The organism is Brevundimonas sp. SPF441 (genome assembly GCF_009661015.1).
Taxonomy (GTDB): domain Bacteria; phylum Pseudomonadota; class Alphaproteobacteria; order Caulobacterales; family Caulobacteraceae; genus Brevundimonas; species Brevundimonas vesicularis.
Map to the genome: position 1 here is coordinate 24561 of NZ_WJWX01000013.1, position 22574 is coordinate 47134.

Consider the following 22574-nt stretch of genomic DNA (forward strand, 5'->3'; position numbering starts at 1 on the left):
CATTGTTTTTGCTCGCTTATTTTCTTGGCCCGGCCCTTGCGTCGAGGGTGGCGAACTCTTGGGCGCAGCAGGCGCCGTCGTCGCTCCTTACGAAAGCCGCCGCGCTTCCATGTCCACCGCTTCCGCCCTGCTCGCGCCTGCCGCTCCGGTTTCGACCGGAACGTCGGCTGCCGCGCTGGGCGCAAAGTCAGCCGACGCGGGCCTGTTCTCCAGCAAGGTCGCCGATGCGCTGAATTCGGGCGTCCACGGCGCGCCTGTTGAACGGATGACGCCCGGCCGTCTGACGGGCTCTCGGTCTCTGGGCGTCATCATGGCCCAGCCCATGGCGGCGGAGCCGGGCACCGACACGCCGACCCCGACAACCGAAAGCGTCCCTACGATCTCGGGCGAGATAGCAGACTCCGCAGCTCAGACTTCCCGTACCGACGAGCAGCAGATCGGCACGGACACGCCCGCGAATGATGACGATACCCCTGACCTCGTCGCCGCAACGCCGTTTACAGCCGCGCAACTGACGCCGGCCGTTCCGGTCGCTCAATCGATCGTCGTCGCGGGCTCGCTGGCCGTTTCCGAGGACGCAGCGGAAATCCTTGTCGACCCACAAGCTCCCAAAGATGTTGCGTCAGTCGCATTGGTTGCGCCCAAGGCGATGACGATAACGGTCGCTACAAATCCTCGTGCTGCAACTGACACGGCCGCCAAGACTGCGTCGGCGCCTGCCAACCAAGACCTTGAAGCGAAGACCGCCACGACGGCCGCGACCGCTAAAACAGTCCTTTCCGAACTCTCCGAAATCCTGACGCCCGAAGCGTCGACCTATTTTCCCGCCGCGGCGAAGCCGGCTGAAGTCGAGGCCGCCGAGGCCCGGATCACGCCCACTCAGCCGTCGACGACCACCGACGGTCCGAAGCCGATAGTCACGCCCAAGCCTGCCGTTACGGTAAAGGGCGAAGCAGCGCCTCGTCCGACCGACGCAGCGCCGCCGGCGCCTGCCACGTTCGACGCTGCGGCCAGCACGATCCAGACCGCTGTCGCCAACACCGACAAGCCGGCCGCTCCCTCGCCCATCGCTCAATCCCGTGCGGCCGCTCAGATCCCGACCGCCCAAGTCCAGATCGCCGTCACGTCGACGACGCCCAAGCCGTCGATCATTGTCCCCGCCGAAGTCGTCGCTGCGATATCCGAAGCGGCGTCGTCTTTGACAGTCGAAACGGCTGAGGCGTCCGATCAGCCGGCAAAGGCAGCATTGACCGATACGCCGAAGTTGCAAATCGCGCTTCAGCCCGCCACGCCCCTGCGCGGCAGCCTCCAAGCGGTAATGGACCAGACCGGGGACACCGCCGTTCCTGCGGTTCAGACGGGCTTCTCCGAAGACGCCACCCCTTCTAGCGCCACGATCGAAGTCGCCGCCAAACCGACGCCCTCACCCGCCAAGGCAGCCGAGGCCGCGATTGCCGCCGTCGCCACGTCGGATTCAGCGTCGCCCGAAGCCTCTACAGCAAGCCCCGCGCCGGTTGATGCGCAGCCTTCCCCACAGGCCGCCGTGTCCAGCCATGCTCAGGGCCTGTCCACCCTGTCACGCGCCACCGTCGAGACCACCGCCCAACTCGCCGCGCAAATGGCCCGCAAGCTCGAAGGCCGTTCGACCCGGTTCGACATGGTGCTGACGCCCGAAGATCTGGGCCGCGTCGATGTCAGCCTGGAGATCGGCAAGGACGGCCAGTTGTCCGCTCGTCTGGCCTTCGACAATCCCGCCGCCGCCGCCGATCTGAAGGGTCGCGCCGATGAACTGCGTCGCCAGCTTCAGGAGGCCGGCTTCCAAGTCGCGGGCGACGCGCTCGACTTCTCGCAACGCGATCCATCTGCGGGCGGCGGCGCCTTCGAGCGCCAGCAGCAGCGCAACGCCCTGTTCGCCGGCGGCTCTCGTCTGGCGGCCCAAGCCGACATGCCCATCATCCCGGCACCCGGCGCCTGGATCAACCATTCCCTGACGCCTGACCGCGTCGATCTGAAGGTCTGACCCCATGGTCGACGCCGTCACAACCTCCGCCGCAGCGGGCCGCATCACCGGCGGCACCAAGGCCTTGGCCTCGAACTTCGAGACCTTCCTGACCCTGCTGACCACCCAGATGAAGAACCAGGATCCGCTGTCGCCGCTGGACTCTAACCAGTTCACGGCCCAGCTGACCCAGATGGCCGGCGTGGAGCAGCAACTGCTGACCAACGACCTGCTGACCAGCCTGCTGGCCGCACAGGCCGGAGGCGGGCTGGACAACGCCGCCAACTACATCGGCAAGAGCGTCACCGCCGCCTGGACCGCGACCGAATTCAACGACGGCAAGGCCACCTGGGCCTACGAACTGGGCGCCGACGCCGACAAGGCCACATTGCAAGTCGTGGACAGCAAGGGCGCCGTCGTCTGGGAAGGCCCGGCGCCCGACAAGAAGTCCGGCCTGCACACCTTCTCCTGGGACGGCAAGCTGAAGGACGGCGGCACGGCCGAGGACGGCGGCGTCTATACCCTCAAGGTCGCCGCTACCGACGCTGCCGGCGCCAAGGTCGACGCCCAAGCCCTGATCCAGGGCCGGGTCACCGGCGTCGAGATGTACAACGGTGCGCCGTACCTAGTGATCGGCGACTCCATCCTTCCGCTTTCGACCGTGATCTCGCTGAACGAGATCAAGGCCCAGGCGGCCAACGATACCGACGATACGGAGAATCCGAACGTCCCCACCGAGGAGGCGGCCGCATGATGCGATCCGCCGCCTTCCCGATGACCTCTATTTAAGGAGCGTTCTTCCATGAGCCTCAACAGTGCAATGCTGGCCGGCGTGTCCGGCCTGGCCGCCAACTCCGCCGCCCTGGCGGCGATCTCCCAGAACATCGCCAACGTGAATACCGTCGGCTACAAGCGCACGGCCAGCGAGTTCCAGACCCTGGTCAACAGCCAGACCGCATCGGGCGGCAGCTACTCGGCCGGCGGCGTGACCACCAACACCCGCTCCTATGTCAGCCAGGAAGGTCAGCTTCAGCGCACGACCTCCAGCACCGACCTCGCCGTCAACGGTCAGGGCTTCTTCGTCACCACGACCCAGGCCGAGAACGTCGGCGCGACCGACACCCGCCTATTCACCCGCGCCGGCGCCTTCACCGTCGACAAGCAGGGCTATCTGAAGAACAGCGCCGGCCTGTATCTTCAAGGCTGGCCAGTGGACTCCAACGGCGAGATCTCGACCGATCCGTCCGATCTGTCGCGCCTGCGCTCGATCAACATCGGCTCGGTCGGCGGCACCGCCGAACCGACCACTCGCGTCCAGATCAACGCCAACCTGCGTTCGAGCCAGGAATCGTCCTCCGCGGCCAGCGCCCAGTCCTACAAGGGCGTGTCCGATACGGCGACGCCGGCCGTAACCCACGACGTGTTGGTCCGCTACACCCGCACCGGCGCCAACAGCCATGATCTGGTGATCAAGTCCGGTTCGCAGAAGGTCGACGCCTCGGCGACCTTCGACCCGACCACCGGCGCCATCACTGGACTGACCATCAACGGCGCGAACGCCGGCTCGGCGACCGCGATCGGCACGCCGCCGACCCAGATCCAGTTCACGCCGGCCAGCGGCCCCGCCTATACGCTCAACCTTTCGGACGTCGGCCTGGGCAACGAAAACGTCGCCAAGACGAAGTACGACCCGTCGGTCAACTCCATGGCGATGTACAACGCTGACGACGACAACCCTGTCGGCGTGAAGCCCGACTTCAAGATGAACATTCCGGTTTCGGACTCCAAGGGCGGCCAGCGCAACCTGGAACTCCGCTTCCTGAAGAGCGACGAACCGAACATCTGGTATGCGGAAATCGTTTCCGTGCCGGCCAGCGACGTGATCGCGGGCGCACCCTACGCCAACGGCCAGATCAAGACCGGCAAGATCGCCTTCACGCCGTCGGGTCGCCTGGACGTCGACACGATGAAGGCCTGGCCAGCAGGCACGGGTCTGTTCGACGACCCCACCATGGCGACGCTGGACTTCGGCAAGTCCGATCCGAACAATCTGACCATGCCGGCCGGTCAGGTGGCGTGGGCTGACGGTCTGGGCATCGCCGCCCAAGCCGTCACGCTGGACCTCAACACCTCGGCCGGTGGCCTCAGCCAGCTGAACACGGCCTCGGTCGTGCAGTCGACGGTCACCAACGGCACGGCGTTCGGCAATCTGAGCGAGATCAAGATCGACGAAGGCGGCTTCGTCACCGCCATCTTCGACAACGGCGTCATGCGCCGCATCGCCCAGGTCGCGGTCGCCACCTTCCCCAGCCCCGACAGTCTGCGTGAAGTGTCCGGCAACGCCTATGCCGTCAGCCTCCAGTCGGGCACCTTTAACCTGAAGGCGGCGGGAACGGGCGGCGCGGGCGAGATCGCAGCCAAGCAGCTGGAGTCCTCGACCGTCGATCTGTCGGCCGAGTTCACGGGCCTGATCACCACCCAGCGCGCCTATTCCGCCTCGTCCAAAATCATCACCACGGCCGATGAAATGCTGGCCGAGCTGATCAACATCAAACGCTGATCGGCGAGTAAGTAAGCGTTAGTCTCGATGAATCGTCGCGCAAGCAAGGTTTACAGAGTCGTTCAGGGAGGGGCGGAAGTTATCCGTTCCTTCACCACGACCCTTAAACGGACCTTAGTCGGGGACGCCTACCTTCATGACACTACGGTGTTGGTGAAAGAGGCATAAGCCCATGTTGCAAGAGCGACGCCTTAATAGCAAAGGCGAACAATACGTGGTCGGACCGACTGGCACGCCCCTGACCCTCAACGACCTGCCGCCGTCCAACACGGACCGGTGGGTGATCCGGCGCAAGGCCGAGGTCGTCGCCGCCGTTCGCGGCGGCCTGCTCAGCCTCGACGACGCCCTGGCGAAATATCGCCTGACGGCCGAAGAGTTCCTGGCCTGGCAGAAGGCCATCGACAAATGGGGCATGCAGGGCCTGCGCACGACGCGGATCCAGAGCTACCGCTCCTGAGGGTTTCCCCGAAGACGTTAAGGGCCGCATCCGGCGACGGGTGCGGCCCTTTTCTTTTGCGGGCCTCGAAATCGCGCCGGTTCCGCACTAAATGGCCGCGATGACCCTGGTCGAAGATTTCTGCCCCGTTCCCGACATCGCCCGCACCGACATGGATGCGGCGGTCGAGAGCGCGCGGGCGGCGGTCGGCCTGCCGGTCGGCGCGCGCGTGGTGGCAGCCATGTCGGGCGGTGTGGATTCCACCGTCGTCGCGGCCCTGCTGCACAAGGCCGGCTATGACGTCGTCGGCGTGACGCTGCAGCTCTACGACCACGGCGCGGCGTTAAAGAAGAAGGGCGCCTGCTGCGCGGGCCAGGACATTCACGACGCCCGTCTGGCCGCCGACATGATCGGCATTCCGCACTACGTCCTGGACTATGAGAGCCGGTTCAAGGATGCGGTCATCGACCAGTTCGCCGACAGCTATCTGAAGGGCCAGACGCCGGTCCCCTGCATCCGCTGTAATCAGACCGTCAAGTTCCGCGACCTGCTGGACGTGGCGCGCGACCTGGGCGCCGAGGCGATGGCCACGGGTCACTACGTCCGCCGCGCCGTCGCCGGCAACCGCTCGCAGATGCGCAAGGCGATCGACCATTCGCGCGACCAATCCTACTTCCTGTTCGCCACCACCCAGGACCAGCTGGACTATCTGCGCTTCCCCCTAGCCGATCTGGAAAAGCCACAGGTGCGCGGCGTCGCCGCCGAACTGGGACTGAAGATCGCCGCCAAGCCGGACAGCCAAGACATCTGCTTCGTGCCTTCCGGCGACTATCGCACCCTGATCGACCGCCTGCGTCCGCAAGGGCGTGAGGCCGGTGAGATCGTGCATATGGACGGCCGGGTGCTGGGCCGGCATGCGGGCATCACTGACTACACGATCGGGCAGCGCCGCGGCTTGAACGTCGCCGTGGGCGAGCCGCTGTTCGTGACCAGCCTGGAGCCCGAAACCCGTCGCGTCATCGTCGGCCCGCGCGAAGCCCTGCTGACGGCCAGTCTGACGCTGGAAGAAACCAACTGGCTGGGCGACGAGGCGACCATCACCGAGGCGGCCGAGGCCAACATCCCGGTCCTAGCCCGTGTCCGCTCGACCCGCCAGCCCTCGCCAGCCCGCCTCGCCCTGATCGACGGCGATATCCGAGTCGTCTTCAACGATGGCGAAGAAGGCGTCGCGCCGGGCCAGGCCTGCGCCCTGTACGACCCGACGGACACCGAACGCGTCCTGGGCGGCGGCTTCATTCGCGACACGACGGCGGTCGTCGCCTAACGACGATCCATTAAATCGAAGACAGTTTGCATCCGACGTGGTGTTCTGTCGCCTCCTACGGTCATCCCACCGATGAGAGGCTCCGATGCGCACCACCGCCTGCCTGGTTTCCGTACTGGCCCTGATGGCCGCCCTTCCCGCCGCAGCCAGGGCGCAAGCCGCCACGACCGCAGCGACAAGCCCGGCGGCGCCGACCTATACGGCGGCCCAGTTCTTCGACACCGTCTCGTATGGTCTGGGCTACGGCGGGGCCAAGGCGTTCTCACCGGACGGCGAGTCCGTGCTGATCCGGTCGGACAAGACGGGCGTCTTCAATGTTTACGCCCTGCCCGTCGCCGGCGGCGATCCGATTCCGCTGACCACCTCGACCACGAGCGCGATCAATCCCGTCAGCTACTTCCCCTCCGACGCCCGCATCCTGTTCACTCAGGACGGCGGCGGCGACGAGTTAAGCCATCTTTTCGTGCGGACGCCGGACGGCGCAGTTACGGACCTGACGCCTGGCGACAAGGTCAAGGCCGACTTCCTGAGCTGGAGCCAGGACGGCAAGACGTTCTTCGTCACGTCCAATGCACGCGACGCCTCGGCCTTTGATGTCATCGCCTATGATGCGACCACCTATGCGCATCGGACGGTCTTCGAGAACACCGGCGGTTTCTCACCGGCCGCCCTGTCGCCGGATGGCCGGTGGCTGGTGCTGGACAAGGCCCTGACCAGCGCCAACAACGACCTCTATCTGGTCGATCTGACCGCACCGGGCGAGCCCAAGCTGCTGACCCCGCACGAAGGCAATGTCGCCTACACCGCCTTCGACTTCACGCCAGACTCGAAGGCCGTGCTGATCGGCACGGACCAGAACGGCGAGTTTCAGCAGGCCATTCGCCACGATCTGGCGAGCGGCGCGAACACGCCGCTTATCCAAGCGAGTTGGGATGTCAGCTTCGTCTTCTATTCGCCGAGCGGCCGCTACCGCGTCTCGGGCTTGAACGCCGACGCCAAGACCGAACTGACCCTGCTGGACGCCACGACCAGCCAGCCTGTCGCCATGACCGGCCTGCCTGACGGCGATATCGGCAATGTCCGGTTCAGCGAGGACGAGAAGACCATCGCCTTCACCGTCTCGTCCGACACCTCGCCGGCCGACGTCTTCGTCGCCGACCTGACCACCGGGCGGGCCACACGTTTGACCCATGCCCTCAACCCCGCAATCGACGAAAATGCGCTCGTCGAGGCCACCATCGTCCGATACCCTGGCGAGGGCGGCGTCATGATCCCCGCTGTGCTTTACAAGCCCAAGGACGCGTCCGCGGCCAATCCGGCTCCGGCCATCGTGCTGGTCCACGGCGGTCCCGGCGGCCAGACCCGACGCGGCTATTCGGCGATGGTCCAGCACCTGGTGAACCATGGCTATGCTGTGTTGGGTGCCAACAACCGGGGCTCCTCCGGCTACGGCAAGACCTTCTTCCATCTGGACGACAAGAAGCACGGCGAGGCGGATCTGCGCGACATCGTCGCCGGCGGCGACTGGCTGAGACAGCAGGACTGGGTCGCCGACGATCAGGTCGCAGTGATGGGCGGATCCTATGGCGGATACATTACCGCCGCCGCCCTCGCCTTCCATCCCGACGCCTTTGCGGCCGGGGTGGACATCTTCGGTGTGACCAACTGGGTTCGAACGCTTGAGTCCATTCCGCCCTGGTGGGGCGCCCAGCGCATCGCCCTTTATGACGAGATGGGCGATCCAGCGACCGACGCCGAGCGCCACCGCCGCATCTCGCCCCTGTTCCACACCGAAGGGATCAACAAGCCCCTCTTGGTCGTGCAGGGCGAGAACGATCCGCGCGTGCTGAAGGTCGAAAGCGACGAACTGGTCGCCGCCGTCCGCGCCAACGGCGTGCCGGTCGACTATGTCGTCTTCCCCAACGAAGGGCACGGCTTCAGCCGCCGCGACAACCGCATCACCGCCCAGGACGCGTATCTGACCTTCCTCGACAAATACGTGAGGAAATAGCTTTCACGAGGACGGAGCGCGTTGCCCGACGCTCCGTTTGTTCGATTGTGGAGACGATGTGGAATTATCGTGTACTTGCATCGAAGATTTGACGCGTCCTCGGACATCAAAGATGCATCGGGCTGTTGCACGGCTGTAAACTGCGCATCGCAATGACGGCGTAATCCCCGCCCCGACTAAGCAGGGGATAAAAATGCATCGTCAGACCAAACTGCGCCTTCAGCTGCTGCTGGGGACCGCCCTTCTCGCCGCGCCCGTTTCCGCCTTCGCCCAGACCGTTCCGGTCCAGACCGCGCCTACGGCCGCCAGCGCCGAGCCGGCCGGTCTTGACGACATCGTCGTGACCGCCACCAAGCGGGAAACCAACCTGCAGGACACGCCGATCTCGATCTCGGTCGTCAACGCCGAAGCCCTGGCCGATCGCCACGTGCAGAGCCTGATGGACCTGGCCGACGGCAGCGTCCCCAGCCTGCGCATCGCCACCTTCGAGGCCCGTCAGTCCGCCTTGACCATCGGCATCCGCGGCATCGTGCCGAACGACGCCAATCAGCCGGCCCGCGAGCAGGGCGTCGGCGTCTATGTCGACGGCGTCTATCTGGCCCGCCAGCACGGCCTGGCCGCCGCCCTGCTCGACATCGAGCGCGTCGAAGTCCTGAAGGGTCCGCAAGGCACCCTGTTCGGCCGCAACACCGAAGGCGGCGCCCTGTCGCTGGTGACCAAGAAGCCCACGGGCGTGTTCGGCATGCGCGCCATCGCCGGCGTGGGCAATCTGGAGTCCTACAACTCCGAACTGCACGTCGACTTCCCCGCTCTCGGCGACTTCGCCTTCAAGGTCGACGGCATCATTTCGGTCCAGGGTCCGGTGACCGAGAACATCCTGCCGGGACAGACGGGCTTTGGCGAGTATGACCGTCGGGGCCTTCGCTTCCAGACGCGCTGGACGCCCGCCGAAAACTTCACCGCCACCCTGGCGGCGGACATCAGCAAGGACAAGAACACCCCGTTCTACAGCCAGCTGCTGAACTTCAACCCGAACGGCCTGACCGTCGTGCCATTCACCTCGGCTACGGTTCCCTCGGGCAGCATCCGCGCCCTGTCTCCCCTGGTGCAGGTCGAGGGCTCCAACCGCATGACGCAGGCCGACATCGGCGTGCCTCAGCAGTTTAGCGTCGACGACACGCGCGGCATGGACCTACACCTGTCGTATCACCCGACCGACTCGCTGGAAATCCGCTCGATCACGGCCTACCGCGATCTGGACGTCGAACAGTACGACAACATCGCCGGCGCCCACCGTCCGCCGGTCGTCGGCCCGAACGGCCGCTTCAGCCGCTATTCGCTGGCCGGATTCTGGCAGCATCAGTTCAGCCAGGAACTGCAGGCCGTCGGTTCGCTGGGCGACAGCATCGACTATGTCGGCGGCGTCTTCTACTTCAAGGAAACGGTGTCCGACGACGCCGCCACGCCCTCGACGAACCAGTGGAACGCCGACGGCACGGGCTACACCATCCTGGACCCCACCCCGACGATCCGCGGCTTCCGCTCGCTGGACCGCAAATCGACCGCCCATTCGGAATCCAAGGCCATCTACGGACAGGCGACCTGGACCCCGGCCAGCATGGACGCCCTGCACCTGACGGTCGGCGGCCGCTACACCTGGGACGACAAGGACGGCAAGCTGGAGGTCGTCAACAACGCCGCCACCAACCTGACCTTCAACTCCAAGGTCGATCGCTTCGACCCGCTGGTCACTCTGGCCTATGACGTCAGCAACAACATCAACGTCTACGGCAAGTATTCGACCGGCTACCGCGCCGGCGGCGCCTCCTCGCGCTCGCTGACCTATCGCTCGTTCGATCCCGAAGAGGTCAAGGCCTACGAAATCGGCGTAAAGAGCGACCTGTTCGATCGTCGCGTCCGCCTGAACGCCGCCGTCTACGCCATGGACCGCACGGACAGCCAGATCGACTTCAGCCTGGTAACCGTCCAGGGCGCCTCGACCCGCAACACGCTGGAAACGATCAACGCCCCGGGCACCACGAAAATCCGCGGCGTGGAGCTGGAAGGTCAGTTCCGGGCGACCGACAACCTGACCCTGTCGGCTTCCTACGCCTATACGGACGCCAAGGTGCCGGACACGGTGAACCCGTTCAACGGCCAGGTGCAGCAGGTCTTCATCGCCTATACGCCTGAGAACGCCGGCAGCGTCGCCGCCGACTGGAACTCGCCCTTCATGGGCGCGACCCTGAAGGCGCACATCGACGCCAACTACGCCGATGCGGCCCACAGCTTCGAGCAGTTCGCCATCAAGGCCGACTCGTCCTTCGTTGTGAACGCCCGCGTCGCCATCGCCGACATCACGACCCGCGACGGCGGTCCGCTGCTGGAAGTGGCCCTGTGGTCGCGCAACCTGCTGGACGAGACCTACGTCTATCGCCGCGATCCGTCGAACCGGAACACCCTGGGCGACTACGGCAACTTCAACAACCCGCGCACCTTCGGCATCGAGCTGCGCGCCTCCTACTAAGCGTTCCTCCCAAACGACCGACTGGCCCCCTTCCGCCTTGGCGGGAGGGGGTTTTTCTTCGTCTGCGTGAAGGCTTTGCGACGGCGATATGAAACTTCACCGCAGCCGTCTGGTTTTGCTGGACGACGCGACGATCTGGCGCGATGGCGGCTTTCGGAGACGCCATGAGCAGCCTGATCCTGATCGCCGATGACGCCGCCGAGGGCGTCGAAATCCTGGACGCGGCCCTGCGTCGGGACGGCTTTCGCACTGTCGTCGCCGCCGACGGCCAGCAGGCGGCCGACCTGCATGCGTCGCTCAAACCCGATCTCGCCCTGCTCAGCGTCCGCCTGCCCGTGCGCGACGGCTGGGATGTGCTGGGCGAACTGCGTCGGCGCGGCGAGACGCCCGTCATCATGGTCGGCGAACGGGACGAGGCAACAGACAAGCTGCAGGCGCTGCGGATCGGGGCGGACGACTATATCGCCAAGCCGTTCAAACCGGCCGAGGTCACAGCCTCGATCCAGACCATCCTGCGACGCAGCGGCGGCGGTCGGGCCGCCAAGACCCTGCGCGTCGGTCCCCTGGAAGTGCAGTTGGAGAACTATCTGGCGGCGATCCTGACGCCTTCGGGCAAGCGCCGTCTCGACCTGACCCTGACCGAGTTCCGCATCCTGGCCCACATGGCCCGCACGCCCCTGCGCGTCTTCAGCCGCAGCGAGATCATGCAAGCCTGCTTCCCCAATCAGGCGGTTCTGGAGCGCACGATTGACAGCCACGTCAGCCACCTGCGCCGCAAGCTGGACGCCGCAGACGCCGCCGGCCTGCTGACCAATGTGCGCGGCGTCGGATACCGACTCGAAGCCGAGGTCTGATCGCGCTCACGCCGCGACGGCGTAGACCCTCAGCCGATGGCCGTCCGGATCGCCTGCCACGAAGCTGCGGATCGGCGCGGCGTTCGTTGGCGGCGTCAGAATGCGCGCCCCGCGATCCCACCAGTCGATATGCGCCTGATCCACCGCCTCGGCGCCCTCCAGCGGAAAGTCGACTTCGCATACCTCGCGCCGACCGCCGGCACGCCGCAGCAGCCCCAGCGCCCGCCCCGACGTCAGCTTGAACAAGGCCCGGTCCGGTCCCGCCATCACCGGCCGACAACCCAGCAGGTTGGCATAGAAGCGCGCGCTGATTTCCGGGTCCGCGACGGCCAAAAGAATGTCCTCGATCTCACGCATCAGCCCAGCCCCTTGTGTTTCCAACACGCCGGATCCTAGCCTTCGCTGCTGCCAGTTTCCGTCAGCAGCCGTCGCCCGATCTCGATCTTTCATGCGCCTCGCGCCAGGTCTTCATCAGCGCCTGACGACGCGTTGGATAGCGCGCCTCCATCACCTCCGCCTCGACGATGCGGTCGGTGCGGAAACTGCGGAAATCACCGCGCAGTTCGCACCAGGCGATCAGCAATCGCACCCGATCGAAGAAGGCCAGGGCGAACGGCCAGACGACACGCTCGGATGCCGACCCCGCCTCGTCGCGGTAACACAGCTTCAGCCGTCGCTCCGTACGGATCGCCTTCCTGAGCAAGGCCGGATCGACCAAATCCGTCGGAAACGGCTGGCCCGGCACGACCAGCAGGGCCGACGTGTCCATCTCGTCGCGCAGGTCGGGCGGCAACACCGCCGAAATCCGTCCCAGCGCCGCCAGCGCCGCATCGCGCATGCGCGGATCGGCGCGATCCGCCACCCAGCGCGACCCCAGCACCAGGGCCTCGATCTCTTCCGCCGTGAACATCAACGGCGGCAGCATGAAGCCCGGCTTCAACACATAGCCGACCCCCGCCTCTCCCTCGATCGTCGCGCCTTGCGCCTGCAGGCTGGCGATGTCGCGATAAAGCGTCCGCAGACTGACGCCCATCTCCGCGGCCAACACCTGCCCGCTCACCGGCCGACGATGCCGGCGCAGGACGTTCAGCAGATCGAGAAGGCGTTCGGAGCGTGACACCCCGCGATCCTAGCAGCCCTGCTGCCAGAAAGCGTCAGCAGGAACAGACCTAGGCCGCTTCCTTCGGCATCACGTCGCCGACCGTCGGCCGGTTCTCCGCGCGGGTCAGGACCATATCTCTGGGTTTGACGATCTCGCCGCAGCAGCCGCAGGCGATGCGCGGGCTCAGGGAGTGACCGCAGGTCTTGTGGATCATGTCGATGCCGCTGTCGGCGTCGCCATAGACGTGCTTGTTGCCCCAGCCATGCAGGGTGACCAGAACGCCGTACAAATCCTTGCCCTTGGCGGTCAGGACATATTCGTTGCGCGGTGGGCGTTCGGAATACAGGCGCGGCTCCAGCACGCCATGCTGGACCAGGCTTTTGAGCCGGGCGGCAAGGACATTGCGCGCCACGCCCAGATTGTCTTGCCACTGTTCGAACCGGCTGACCCCGTTGAAGGCGTCGCGAATGACTAACAGGGTCCAGGGATCGCCGATCACCTCAAGCGTGGCGGCGATGGAGCAGCTTTGGCGGCTGTAGTCGGCGGTGCGTCCCATAGGCGCGAAAGTGACGCCGCGTCAGGCATTTGGCAAGGGTTGCAAATCCGAACGCTCCAAGTCAGTCTTGTTTCGCAACGGACGTGCGAGCCTCCCGGTTCGCCGCCTTGTTCCTTGGACTTCGGCGGGAGATCTTCATCAGGTCTTCCGCCGCTTGTTCGCCTGACGCAGGATTGCGCAATGACGCCGCCCATTTCCCTCGACGCCGCCCTTACCTTCCAGATCCTCGACGACGGCGGTCTGTCCGCGCCCGTGCCGGGTCATTTCTCGAACGGCCCATCGAGCATGGCGTCGGAGAAGGGCTTTCCGTTCGGCGGGCTGCTGGCGGCCCTGTGCGCTCAGTCGATGCGACAGGGACTGGCGCTGACCGCGCCCCTTCGGACCCTGTCGGTCCAATATCTGTCAGCGGCAAGGTTCGGCGAACAGGTCGCCTTTCGCCCTCGCCTGCTGCGCGGCGGCCGCAACGTCCTGTATGCCGCGGTCGAGGCCGAGCAGGACGGGCGAATGACCCACCACGCCACCGGCACCTATGGGCTGGACGCCGCGCCGGCACCGCTGACGCCGTTGCACGCGCCGCCCCCGCCGCTGGACAGGCTGGACCCGAAGGCCACCATACGCGGGCCGATGTCGCCGCACTTCGCCCAGCACGTCGAATACCGCTTCGACGGCGGCCCCAACATCCTGGGCGGCAATGAGGGTAAACCGGTGATCGAGCGCACCTGGATGCGGATGGCGGACGGCCGCCCCTTGGATGAGGTCGGCCTGTGCTACCTGCTGGACGCGCTGTATCCGCCCGCCTGGACCGCGTCCAAAACGCCAGCCGCCATGACCACCGTCGATCTGCGCATCGACATCCTGACCGATCAAACGCCCCAGACCGCGCCGGACGGCTGGGCCTTCTTCGAGTTCAGGATGCTGGACCTCGGCCTGGGCTGGACGGTGGACGAGGCGATCGCCTGGGGCGCTGATGGAACGCCGCTGGCCCTGTCGCGCCAACGCCGCAAGCTGCTGCCGCAACGTCCCGCCTGAAGTCAGCCCTCATTCATCATTATCGACGACTATTCCAAATCTCTGGAGTGTCGCCATGCGTCGTCGAAATCGCCTCGTTTCCGTATCCCAAGTCGTCGTCGTGCTGGGCGGTTGTCTGATGCTGCAGGGCTGCCTTGTCGGCGCCGTCGTCGGCGGGACCGCTGCGGTCGTCGGCGGGACGGCGAAAGCCACTGGCGCGGTCGTCGGTGCCGGTTTCGACGCCTTCACCACCTCGGACGAGGAAACCAAACTGCGTCGCGAGCGTGAACAGCGCGACTATGAACGCGAACAACGCCGCTGCGAACAGCGCCAGCGTCAGGGCAAACGCTGCTAAGTCAGAGACTTAGAACGCACCGCTCGTTGATCGTCGGCCGCGCCACCTGAATCCGGCAAAGGCCCGGCCATTCGGGTTTCAGAGTCTTGGCGAACCACAGGCACAGGTTTTCCAGACTGGGCAGCTCCAGTCCCTCGTGCTCGTTCAGCATGCCGTGATCAAGCGTCTCGGCCGCCGCCTTCAGCGCCCGGTCCAGCGCGCCCAAGTCCGCGACCCAGCAGTGTTCGACATCCAGCACCTCGGACCGCACCGTCGCTTCGACCGTGAAGGAATGGCCGTGGACGCGGCGATAGATGCTGCCCTCGGGCTCGTTCGGGAAGTGGTGGGCGGCGTCGAAGGTCGCCTGTTTGGTGATTTCGAAGACGGACATTAGCGGACGCCGATGTATTTGTGGGTCTGGACGCTCAGGCGCCACTGCGGGTGGGTCAGGCAGTATTCGATGGCGGCGGCGGTGTTTTGCACTTGGTCCGGACCGTCCATCGGCTGAAGCCAGAACCGCTCGAAATCCAGATGCTCGAACCGATCCGGCATGGCCTTGGGCTGGGGGAAGACCAGCTTCAACTCGGCCCCGCGCGCCTGCACCACATCCGCATCAGCCTTTGGACTGATGCAGATCCAGTCGACGCCGTCTGGCGCTGCAATCGTTCCGTTCGACTCGATGGCGATCTCGAAACCGCGCGCATGCAGCGCGTTGATCAGCGGCGCATCCAACTGCAGCAAGGGCTCTCCGCCGGTGCAGACCACCAGTTTCGGATCGCCTTCACGCCCGCGCCACATCGCCGCGACGTGATTGGCCAGCAGGTCCGGCGTGGCGAACTTGCCGCCCCCATCGCCGTCGACGCCCACAAAGTCGGTGTCGCAGAAGGTGCAAACGGCGCTGGCCCGATCCTGCTCGCGACCGCTCCACAGATTGCAACCGGCGAATCGCAGGAAGACCGCCGGCCGCCCCGCCTGTCCGCCCTCGCCCTGAACCGTCAGGAACACTTCCTTGGCCGAATAGGTCATCGCCGCGACGCCCATTCGTCATAGCCGGCCGCGCGCAGTTCGCAGGCCGGGCAAGACCCGCAGCCATAGCCCCAGGCGTGCCGATGCGTCCGGTCGCCCTGATAGCAGGTGTGGCTTTCCTCGATGATCAGCGCGATCAGCCGATGGCCGCCGATCCTATTGGCCAGTTCCCAAGTCTGGGCCTTGGTCAACCACATCAAAGGCGTGTCGATGACGACCGGCTTATCCAGCCCCAGCGACAGCGCCTGCGCCATCGCCTCCATCGTCTCGTGACGACAGTCCGGATAACCCGAGTAGTCCGTCTCGCACATGCCGCCGACCAGGACTTCCAGCCCTCGCCGATCCGCCAGCGCCGCCGCTGCGACCAAGAAGATCAGATTGCGACCCGGCACGAACGTGGTCGGCAGGCCCCGCGCGTCCATTTCAATTTTGCGGTCGGCGGTCAGGGCGCTCTCGGCGATCCGGCCGTATCCGGTCAGGTCCACCACATGGTCATCGCCCAGGCGATCGGCCCACTGCGGCAGGGCCGCCTTCATTCCGTCGCGCACGGACTGACGCGCCTGCATTTCCACCAGATGGCGCTGGCCATAGTCGAACCCGACCGTCTCCACCCGCTCGAACCGCTCCAGCGCCCAGGCCAGGCAGGTCGCGCTGTCCTGCCCGCCGGAGAACAGAACCAGGGCCGTCTTGCTAGCGGTGGGGGAGGTCTTTTCCAGGATGACGCTCATGACGAATCTGCGGTCGGCCGTTTGGCCGCGCGCATGCACAAAGAGATGGAGACCCAGATGGGTCGGGCGGGGCTCATACACCAGACCCCGCCCGTGAGCAAAGAAGGCGGATTTGCGTCGTGGATGACGCCGCTTAACTAATCCGCAAGCGATTTGGGCTTTTACTCACAATGAGTAGGAGTTCCAGGCAGTATGCCGACCATCGAGACCCTTTCCGAGCGTCCAAAGCCGGTTGCGCCGACGACTCTCGGCTGCGAGGTTCTGGCGCGTTTTGAATGCGAGCCGGATACGCTGGTCATTCCCGTGGTCGATGGCGACCGTCCCGTCGGTTTAGTCGAACGCACCGCCTTCCTTCAGAAAATCGCCGCCCGCTTCGGCCACGCCCTTTACGACCTTCGCCCCATCACCTTCGCGATGGACCCTGAGCCGGCCGTGGTCGAGGCCGGCGTCCGCATCGACGCCTTTTGCGACATCATGCTGAAGGGCGGTCCGGCCGCCCTGTTGCGCGGATTCATCGTCACGAAGAACGGCGCCTATTGGGGCGTAGGCACCGCCGCCACCCTGTTGCAGGCCGTCAACACGCGTCAGCGCGAGCAAAATGCGGAACTGGCCGAACAGGCCGCGATCCTCAGCGACACCCGCGCCCAGGCCATCGCCGCGGCCCGCGCCAAGAGCCAGTTCCTGGCCATCATGAGCCACGAACTGCGCACGCCGATGAACGGCGTCCTGGCTGTCGCCGAACTGCTCCGCCGCCAGCCGTTGAATACGGCGGCTCAGGCGCACGTCCAGACCATCGTGGATTCGTCCGAGACCCTGCTGCGCATCCTCCAGGACGCAGTGGACCTGTCCAAGGCCGAGGCCGGCGAACTGGAGCTGAAGACCGAGCCGACCGCTCTGCGCGCCATCATGGACGATATCCAGTCGATGTGGGAGCCGCGCGCCTCTCAGGACGGCGTGACCCTGCTCGTCGGCTACGAAGGCGACACCGAACTGGCGGCCGTCATCGACGGCATGCGCCTGAAGCAGGTGTTCAACAACCTGATCGGCAATGCGCTGAAGTTTGCCCGCAACGGCGTGGTCGAGGCGGGTCTCAAGGCCTGGGTCGAGGGCGACCGCATTCGTATGGAAGCCCGCATTCGCGACGACGGCCCAGGCGTCGAGCCGGAACGCGTCGATTCCATCTTCGAACCCTTCGTCCACGGATCCGGTCCCGACGGCGCCGGCCTGGGCCTTTCGATCTGTCGTCAGGTCATCGACCGGATGGACGGCCGGATCTGGGCCGAGAACAACAAGGGACGCGGTGCCACCTTCGCCTTCGACCTGACCGCGCCCCGCGCTGTGGTCGAGGCGGAAGCGCAATCGAACGTGTCGGATCTGTCGGGCCTAGACCTGAAATCCGCGCCGCACATCCTGATCGTCGACGACAACGCCACCAACCGCGTCGTCGCCCAGGCGCTGTGCGAGATGTTCGGGTGCAGCTCGGAACTGGCCGAGGACGGCCTGGAGGCGCTTCAGGCCGTTCAGGAAAGCCGCTACGACCTGGTCCTGATGGACATCAAGATGCCCCGGATGGACGGGGTTCAGGCCACGCAGGCCATTCGCGCCCTGCCCGGCGCCGTCGGCCGCGTGCCGATCGTGGCTCTGACCGCGAATGCGGACCCCGAAGACGCCAAACACTATCTCTCGATCGGCATGGCCGCCGTCGTCGAAAAGCCCATCAAGCCCGAACGCCTGCGTATGGCGATGAACGCCGCCATCTCCGCCGCTCACGAAGACGCAGAAGAACAGGACCAATCCGGTCGCGCCGTCGCCTGATCCTCAGTCGGGACGAACGTCCAGCGCCTCCTCGTCCTCTTCGTCGTAGCCGACCAGACGCAGCGCCCTCGCCTTTTGCCCATTGATCTCGGCCCAACGCAGCAGACCCTCTTCGCGGCCGTGGGTGATCCAGATTTCCTCTGGCCTGATCTCGGTAAAGGTCGCGGTCAGTTCGTTCCAGTCGGCATGATCCGACACGACCAACGGCAGTTCCACGCCGCGCTGGCGCGCCCGCGCCTTCACCCCCATCCACCCTGAAGCGAAGGCCGTGACCGGATCGGCGAACCGACGCGCCCATCGATCCTGGATGGCGGATGGCGGTGCGATGGCGACCTCGCCGCCCAGTGCATTCTTCGGCAGATCGCGGGTCGGCGCCAGCGGGCCCAGATCGACCCCTTCTTTTTCGTACAAGGCGTTCAGCCGTTCCAGCGCACCGTGGACATAGATGGTGCGGTCCCATCCGGCCTCGCGCAGCAGACGGATGATCCGCTGCGCCTTGCCCAGCGCATAGGCGCCGACCAGATGCGCCCGCTCGGGAAACTGTCCCAGCGAACGCACCAGCCGCCCGACCTCCTCCTCCGCCGGCGGATGGCTGAAGACCGGCAGGCCGAACGTCGCCTCCGAGATGAAGACGTGGCAGGGCAAAGGTTCGAATGGCGCACAGGTCGGATCGCGGCGGCGCTTATAGTCGCCGGACACGACCATGATCAGCCCCTTCCAGCGCACCTCGACCTGGGCCGAGCCCAGCACATGGCCGGCGGGCGCCAGTCTGAGATCGACCCCATTGATCGCGGTCGCCTCGCCGTATTCCACCGATTGGGGCTGCAGCGTGAAATCCGCGCCATAACGTTCAGCCATGATCGCCAGGGTCTGGCGCGTCGCGAGCACCGCCCCGTGACCGGCGCGCGCGTGGTCGGCATGGCCGTGCGTGATGACGGCGCGATCCACCGGCCGAACCGGGTCGATGTAGAAATCTCCCGGCGGGCAGTAGAGGCCAGCGGGCGTGGGATGCAGCAGGTCTTCGGGGCGGATCATCTTGCGGTAACGCTCTCGACGCCGTCGGGTCGCCGCCCCATAGAGGATGACCCCGAAAATCGGCGCAACAGGTTCAGTCCGCACGATGCACGAGAGTTTCCTGACCACCATCCTGCCGCAACTGGCCGCCGGCGCCGCCCACACCGGCGCCCTGGGCTTCACCTTCGACGGCCTTCACGACGGCGAGCCCCGGATCCGCGTGCCGTGGCGTGAGGATCTGGTCGGCGATCCCGACAGCGGCGTCTTCGCGGGCGGTCTGGTGACGACCTTGCTGGATCATATCGGCGGCTTGGCGGTGTGGACTGCGATGGACGCCTTCCAGCCCATCGCCACCCTGGATTTGCGCGTCGACTACATGCGCGCGGCAAGGCCGCGTCAGGACCTGCTGGCGCAGGGCCTATGTTTCCGACTGACGCCCAGCATCGCCTTCGTGCGCGCCTGGGCTTTCGAGGACGATCCCGCCGATCCGGTCGCCGCAGCGCAAGCCGCCTATATCCTCAACCAGACCCGCGAGCGGGCGCCCCATGCAAAAGGAGCGGCGGCATGACCGACATCCTGAACCGCATGCCCTACGCTCGCTTTCTTGGCCTTCAGACCTTGGTCAGCGGCGACGAAGTTACCGTCATCATGCCCTTCGACGACAAGCTGATCGGCAATCCGATGCTGCCCGCCCTGCACGGCGGGTCGACGGCCGCCCTTCTGGAAATGACGGCGATGGCTCAGGTGGCGCTCAGCTTTCCTGGTCCGCGACTGCCTCGCCCGATCAATGTCACGGTCGCCTATCTACGCACCGGCAGACCGATCGACGTCTTCGCGCGTGCTCGCATCAGCCGGGCGGGTCGTCGCGTCGCCCATGTGCACGCGGAGGCCTGGCAGGAAGAACGTCAACAGCCTATTGCGTCCCTTACCGCACACTTCCTGCTGGACAACCAGGACTGATCACCGCGCCCTAGCGCGCTGATTCGCGCCGACTTCTTGCTATGATTGGCTTTCAACGCCGTGCTTATGGCGGCGCTTCAACGCGCGATTGTCGATATGGTAAAGATTGCTCTACCAAACAGGGTTAAGACGTGATAACCATACGGTTCTTGTAAACCTGTCTTTGAGGGGCTTTCATGGACCGCACTGAAGTCGTCACCAGCGTTGCTGGCGATCTGCATGCTACCGAACTCGCGATTGACGCCGCGATCACCCAGGCGACCACGCTGGTTCAATCCTTCATCGGCGCTAGAGCCGCTCTGTCGCTGTCGCCGGTCTCGGGCACGATGTCGCAAGCCAAGGCCATGGAAACGATCGCCGCCCTCTCGGCCGCGCGTGAATCCATCGTGGCCTGCCACGCCGAACTGCAAAAAGATCACCGGCGCCTCGGCTTCGGCACCTATGCCGCAGGCCCGATCGCCAAGCCCGACGATTGGTTGGACCCTAAAGTCGCCTCGGCGGCTCCGCATCTCCACCGCGTCGCGTGAATTCGCAGTAAGCTTGGCTGATCGACATTTTAGTTTTAACTGACTTCGGTCATTATCGCCCCCGCGCAATCCGCTCGGGGGCGATTTGTTATGGTCAATGTCGCTTACGCCATTGTCGGTGCCGTATTCATGGTCTGCATGGCGCTATTCGCGTTCTTGAAGGGCGGCAATGCCGAGCGCATCGGCGCTGGTGCCTACCTTTCAGCTTGGTTTGCATCCATCGCGCTTCAGGAAGGTACCGGTTTTCGTGGATTGCCGGCAGGCTTGTTCCTGATCGATCTTGCAGTCTTAGGCATGTTCATCGGGATAGCTTGGAGACATCGACGATCTTGGCCCGTTTGGGCAAGCGGGATCCAACTTATCACGGTCATGTCTCATCTAATGATGATAACTGATCGACCCGGCTTGGTGAGTTCATTGATTACAGTCATGAATCTCAACGGCTATCTGATCATCGGCTGCATCGTTGTTGGCACATTTTATGCTTGGCAAGAGCGCCGCGCGGCGACGTTGATAGGTAGAAATTCCTAGCATCCGATCGTATTCTAGCGACGAATCGGTCGCTGGAAGTCCATGCCGCTATCCCACGCCAAGCTCTGGAAGGCCGTCGACGCCTTGGCGCGGCGTGAGAGTCTGACACCGTCGGGCTTGGCGCGACGGGCCGGTCTGGATGCGACGACTTTCAATCCTTCAAAGCGCTTCGGGCCCGGCGATCCGCCGCGTCCGCGCTGGCCCTCGACGGAGAGCATGACGCTGGTGCTTCAGGCGACGGGCCTGTCGCTGTCGGAGTTTGCGGTGCTGGCAGAGGACGCGCCGGAGGCGACGACGAGCGTGCCCTTGCTGGGTCTGGCCAAGGCGGGTCAGGACGGGTTCTTCGACGACGCTGGCCTGCCGGTCGGCGAAGGCTGGGATCAGACCGACCTGCCGCGCGCCAAGGACACCCTGTTCAGCCTTCAGATCACTGGCGATTCGATGTCGCCCCTCTATCGCGAAGGCGACCGCGTCATCGTCGATCAGGAAGCGACGCAGGTGCGGCGGGGCGACCGCGTTGTCGCTCGCCTGACCAGCGGAGAAACCGTGGCCAAGGAGGTCACCAGCCTGACCAGCCGCGCCGTCACCCTGGCCTCGATCAATCCCGACTATCCGCCAAGGGTTGTGCCCCGACGTGAGATCGAATGGATGGCCCGCATCCTCTGGGTCAGCCAGTAACGCACAGCAAAAACCCCGCTCGGCGAACCGGACGGGGCTTTCGATTAACGGCGAACTGAACTCAGTTGGCCGTGACGTAGTGGGCGTTCACCCAACCGCCGCCTGCGATCTGCACCCATTCACCCTGAGAACCAATGGCGGTGAAGGGCTGGCCGGCCGACAGCGTGCCGGCTTGGCGATAGTTGGTGCCGGGACCGCTGCGGATGCGCAGGTTCGACGAAGCGCGATACTGGGCGCCGCTAGAAGCCGATGCCGCACGGGCGCGTTGCTGGTTGCAGCCGATATAGGAACCGGCGGCGGCGCCGGCGCCGGCGCCGACGATGGTGCCGGCCGTGCGCTCGTTGCGGGCGAGGTTCGAGCCGACCACGCCGCCGACGACGGCGCCGATCAGGGCGCCTGCACGTTGGCGACCGCCAGGCGCGTCACAGTTTGTCACGCCGTTGGCCTGAGCCTGGGCGGACATCGGGGCGGCGGTCACCATGGCGGCCAAGGCGGCAGCGGTGGCCAGACCGATCTTGAAAATCTTGTTCGACATAACTCTTCTCCTGTCAGCGCGTTTGCCGATGAGGAGAGAATGCACGGAC

At 65.4% G+C, this 22574-nt stretch carries 24 protein-coding genes; 16 read left to right on the forward strand and 8 right to left on the reverse strand.

All coding sequences use genetic code 11. From position 1 onward, the window contains the following. Window positions 1-109 precede the first annotated feature (109 nt). The 8 genes from GGC30_RS16555 to GGC30_RS09110 all read left to right on the forward strand — a co-directional run bounded on the left by GGC30_RS16555 (window position 110) and on the right by GGC30_RS09110 (window position 11711). The gene (locus GGC30_RS16555; protein ID WP_228763688.1) at window positions 110-2020 is read left to right on the forward strand and encodes a flagellar hook-length control protein FliK; all 1911 of its coding nucleotides are present in this window, start codon (window positions 110-112) and stop codon (window positions 2018-2020) included. Between the two features lie 4 nt (window positions 2021-2024). Continuing rightward, window positions 2025-2753 carry a flagellar hook assembly protein FlgD gene (locus GGC30_RS09080; protein ID WP_153923558.1) on the forward strand — a complete coding sequence of 243 codons (729 nt, stop codon included), beginning with the start codon at window positions 2025-2027 and terminating at the stop codon, window positions 2751-2753. Window positions 2754-2801: 48 nt separating this feature from the next. Beyond that, window positions 2802-4559 carry a flagellar hook protein FlgE gene (gene flgE / locus GGC30_RS09085; protein WP_194943568.1) on the forward strand — a complete coding sequence of 586 codons (1758 nt, stop codon included), beginning with the start codon at window positions 2802-2804 and terminating at the stop codon, window positions 4557-4559. A 172-nt stretch (window positions 4560-4731) separates the two neighbouring features. Next, a complete protein-coding gene (locus GGC30_RS09090; RefSeq protein WP_026108337.1) occupies window positions 4732-5016 on the forward strand; it encodes a DUF1153 domain-containing protein in 285 nt (94 codons plus the stop codon). A gap of 91 nt (window positions 5017-5107) precedes the next feature. Continuing rightward, entirely contained in the window at window positions 5108-6319 is a 1212-nt protein-coding gene (gene mnmA, locus GGC30_RS09095; RefSeq protein ID WP_153923559.1) for a tRNA 2-thiouridine(34) synthase MnmA, read from the forward strand. A gap of 85 nt (window positions 6320-6404) precedes the next feature. Beyond that, a complete protein-coding gene (locus GGC30_RS09100) occupies window positions 6405-8330 on the forward strand; it encodes a S9 family peptidase (RefSeq protein ID WP_153923560.1) in 1926 nt (641 codons plus the stop codon). A gap of 193 nt (window positions 8331-8523) precedes the next feature. Beyond that, complete coding sequence (locus tag GGC30_RS09105) at window positions 8524-10857, forward strand: TonB-dependent receptor (RefSeq protein ID WP_153923561.1); 2334 nt, start codon at window positions 8524-8526, stop codon at window positions 10855-10857. A gap of 164 nt (window positions 10858-11021) precedes the next feature. Next, a complete protein-coding gene (locus GGC30_RS09110) occupies window positions 11022-11711 on the forward strand; it encodes a response regulator (protein WP_194943569.1) in 690 nt (229 codons plus the stop codon). A 6-nt stretch (window positions 11712-11717) separates the two neighbouring features. Here the strand turns inward: GGC30_RS09110 and GGC30_RS09115 are convergent, their stop codons facing one another. From GGC30_RS09115 to GGC30_RS09125, 3 genes are all read right to left on the reverse strand, one after another. Then, a complete protein-coding gene (locus GGC30_RS09115) occupies window positions 11718-12068 on the reverse strand; it encodes a VOC family protein (RefSeq protein WP_153923563.1) in 351 nt (116 codons plus the stop codon). 61 nt (window positions 12069-12129) lie between these two features. Next, complete coding sequence (locus tag GGC30_RS09120) at window positions 12130-12831, reverse strand: helix-turn-helix transcriptional regulator (protein WP_370451934.1); 702 nt, start codon at window positions 12829-12831, stop codon at window positions 12130-12132. Between the two features lie 49 nt (window positions 12832-12880). Beyond that, window positions 12881-13369 (reverse strand): helix-turn-helix domain-containing protein, encoded by a 489-nt coding sequence (locus GGC30_RS09125; protein ID WP_153923564.1) that lies wholly within the window; start codon window positions 13367-13369, stop codon window positions 12881-12883. 180 nt (window positions 13370-13549) lie between these two features. Between GGC30_RS09125 and GGC30_RS09130 the strand changes: the two genes are divergently transcribed. Beyond that, window positions 13550-14398, forward strand: coding sequence for a thioesterase family protein (locus GGC30_RS09130; RefSeq protein ID WP_066552004.1), 849 nt, complete (start codon window positions 13550-13552; stop codon window positions 14396-14398). 55 nt (window positions 14399-14453) lie between these two features. Further along, entirely contained in the window at window positions 14454-14732 is a 279-nt protein-coding gene (locus GGC30_RS09135; RefSeq protein ID WP_153923565.1) for a hypothetical protein, read from the forward strand. A 1-nt stretch (window position 14733) separates the two neighbouring features. Here the strand turns inward: GGC30_RS09135 and GGC30_RS09140 are convergent, their stop codons facing one another. Genes GGC30_RS09140 through queC form a run of 3 tightly spaced genes read right to left on the reverse strand, consistent with a single transcriptional unit; the run spans window position 14734 to window position 16465 of the window. Then, complete coding sequence (locus tag GGC30_RS09140; RefSeq protein WP_153923566.1) at window positions 14734-15102, reverse strand: 6-carboxytetrahydropterin synthase; 369 nt, start codon at window positions 15100-15102, stop codon at window positions 14734-14736. Then, window positions 15102-15737, reverse strand: a complete 636-nt coding sequence (gene queE, locus GGC30_RS09145; RefSeq protein WP_066554954.1) for a 7-carboxy-7-deazaguanine synthase — start codon at window positions 15735-15737, stop codon at window positions 15102-15104. The genes GGC30_RS09140 and queE overlap by 1 nt, the downstream gene beginning before the upstream one ends. Further along, window positions 15734-16465, reverse strand: a complete 732-nt coding sequence (gene queC, locus GGC30_RS09150) for a 7-cyano-7-deazaguanine synthase QueC (protein WP_153923567.1) — start codon at window positions 16463-16465, stop codon at window positions 15734-15736. Before queC ends, queE begins: the two co-directional genes overlap by 4 nt. Before the next feature lie 192 nt (window positions 16466-16657). On the opposite strand from queC, the gene GGC30_RS09155 reads away from it, so the two are divergent. Continuing rightward, window positions 16658-18280: a response regulator gene (locus tag GGC30_RS09155; RefSeq protein ID WP_153923568.1), complete on the forward strand. Its 1623-nt coding sequence runs from the start codon at window positions 16658-16660 to the stop codon at window positions 18278-18280. Window positions 18281-18283: 3 nt separating this feature from the next. On the opposite strand, the gene GGC30_RS09160 is transcribed toward GGC30_RS09155, so the two are convergent. Continuing rightward, entirely contained in the window at window positions 18284-19315 is a 1032-nt protein-coding gene (locus GGC30_RS09160) for a ligase-associated DNA damage response exonuclease (protein ID WP_153923569.1), read from the reverse strand. Between the two features lie 46 nt (window positions 19316-19361). Here GGC30_RS09160 and GGC30_RS09165 point away from each other — a divergent pair, with 46 nt between their 5' ends. The 5 genes from GGC30_RS09165 (at window position 19362) to GGC30_RS09185 (ending at window position 21990) form a co-directional block, all read left to right on the forward strand. Continuing rightward, window positions 19362-19862, forward strand: a complete 501-nt coding sequence (locus GGC30_RS09165) for a PaaI family thioesterase (protein ID WP_228763689.1) — start codon at window positions 19362-19364, stop codon at window positions 19860-19862. Next, on the forward strand, window positions 19859-20254 hold the full coding sequence (locus GGC30_RS09170) for a PaaI family thioesterase (protein WP_153923570.1): 396 nt from the start codon (window positions 19859-19861) through the stop codon (window positions 20252-20254). The genes GGC30_RS09165 and GGC30_RS09170 overlap by 4 nt, the downstream gene beginning before the upstream one ends. 176 nt (window positions 20255-20430) lie before the next feature. Beyond that, a complete protein-coding gene (locus tag GGC30_RS09175; RefSeq protein ID WP_153923571.1) occupies window positions 20431-20781 on the forward strand; it encodes a hypothetical protein in 351 nt (116 codons plus the stop codon). A gap of 90 nt (window positions 20782-20871) precedes the next feature. Further along, window positions 20872-21312: a hypothetical protein gene (locus tag GGC30_RS09180; RefSeq protein ID WP_153923572.1), complete on the forward strand. Its 441-nt coding sequence runs from the start codon at window positions 20872-20874 to the stop codon at window positions 21310-21312. A gap of 42 nt (window positions 21313-21354) precedes the next feature. Further along, window positions 21355-21990, forward strand: a complete 636-nt coding sequence (locus GGC30_RS09185; RefSeq protein WP_153923573.1) for a helix-turn-helix transcriptional regulator — start codon at window positions 21355-21357, stop codon at window positions 21988-21990. 61 nt (window positions 21991-22051) lie between these two features. Here the strand turns inward: GGC30_RS09185 and GGC30_RS09190 are convergent, their stop codons facing one another. Then, window positions 22052-22525: an SH3 domain-containing protein gene (locus GGC30_RS09190; protein WP_153923574.1), complete on the reverse strand. Its 474-nt coding sequence runs from the start codon at window positions 22523-22525 to the stop codon at window positions 22052-22054. Window positions 22526-22574 lie beyond the last annotated feature (49 nt).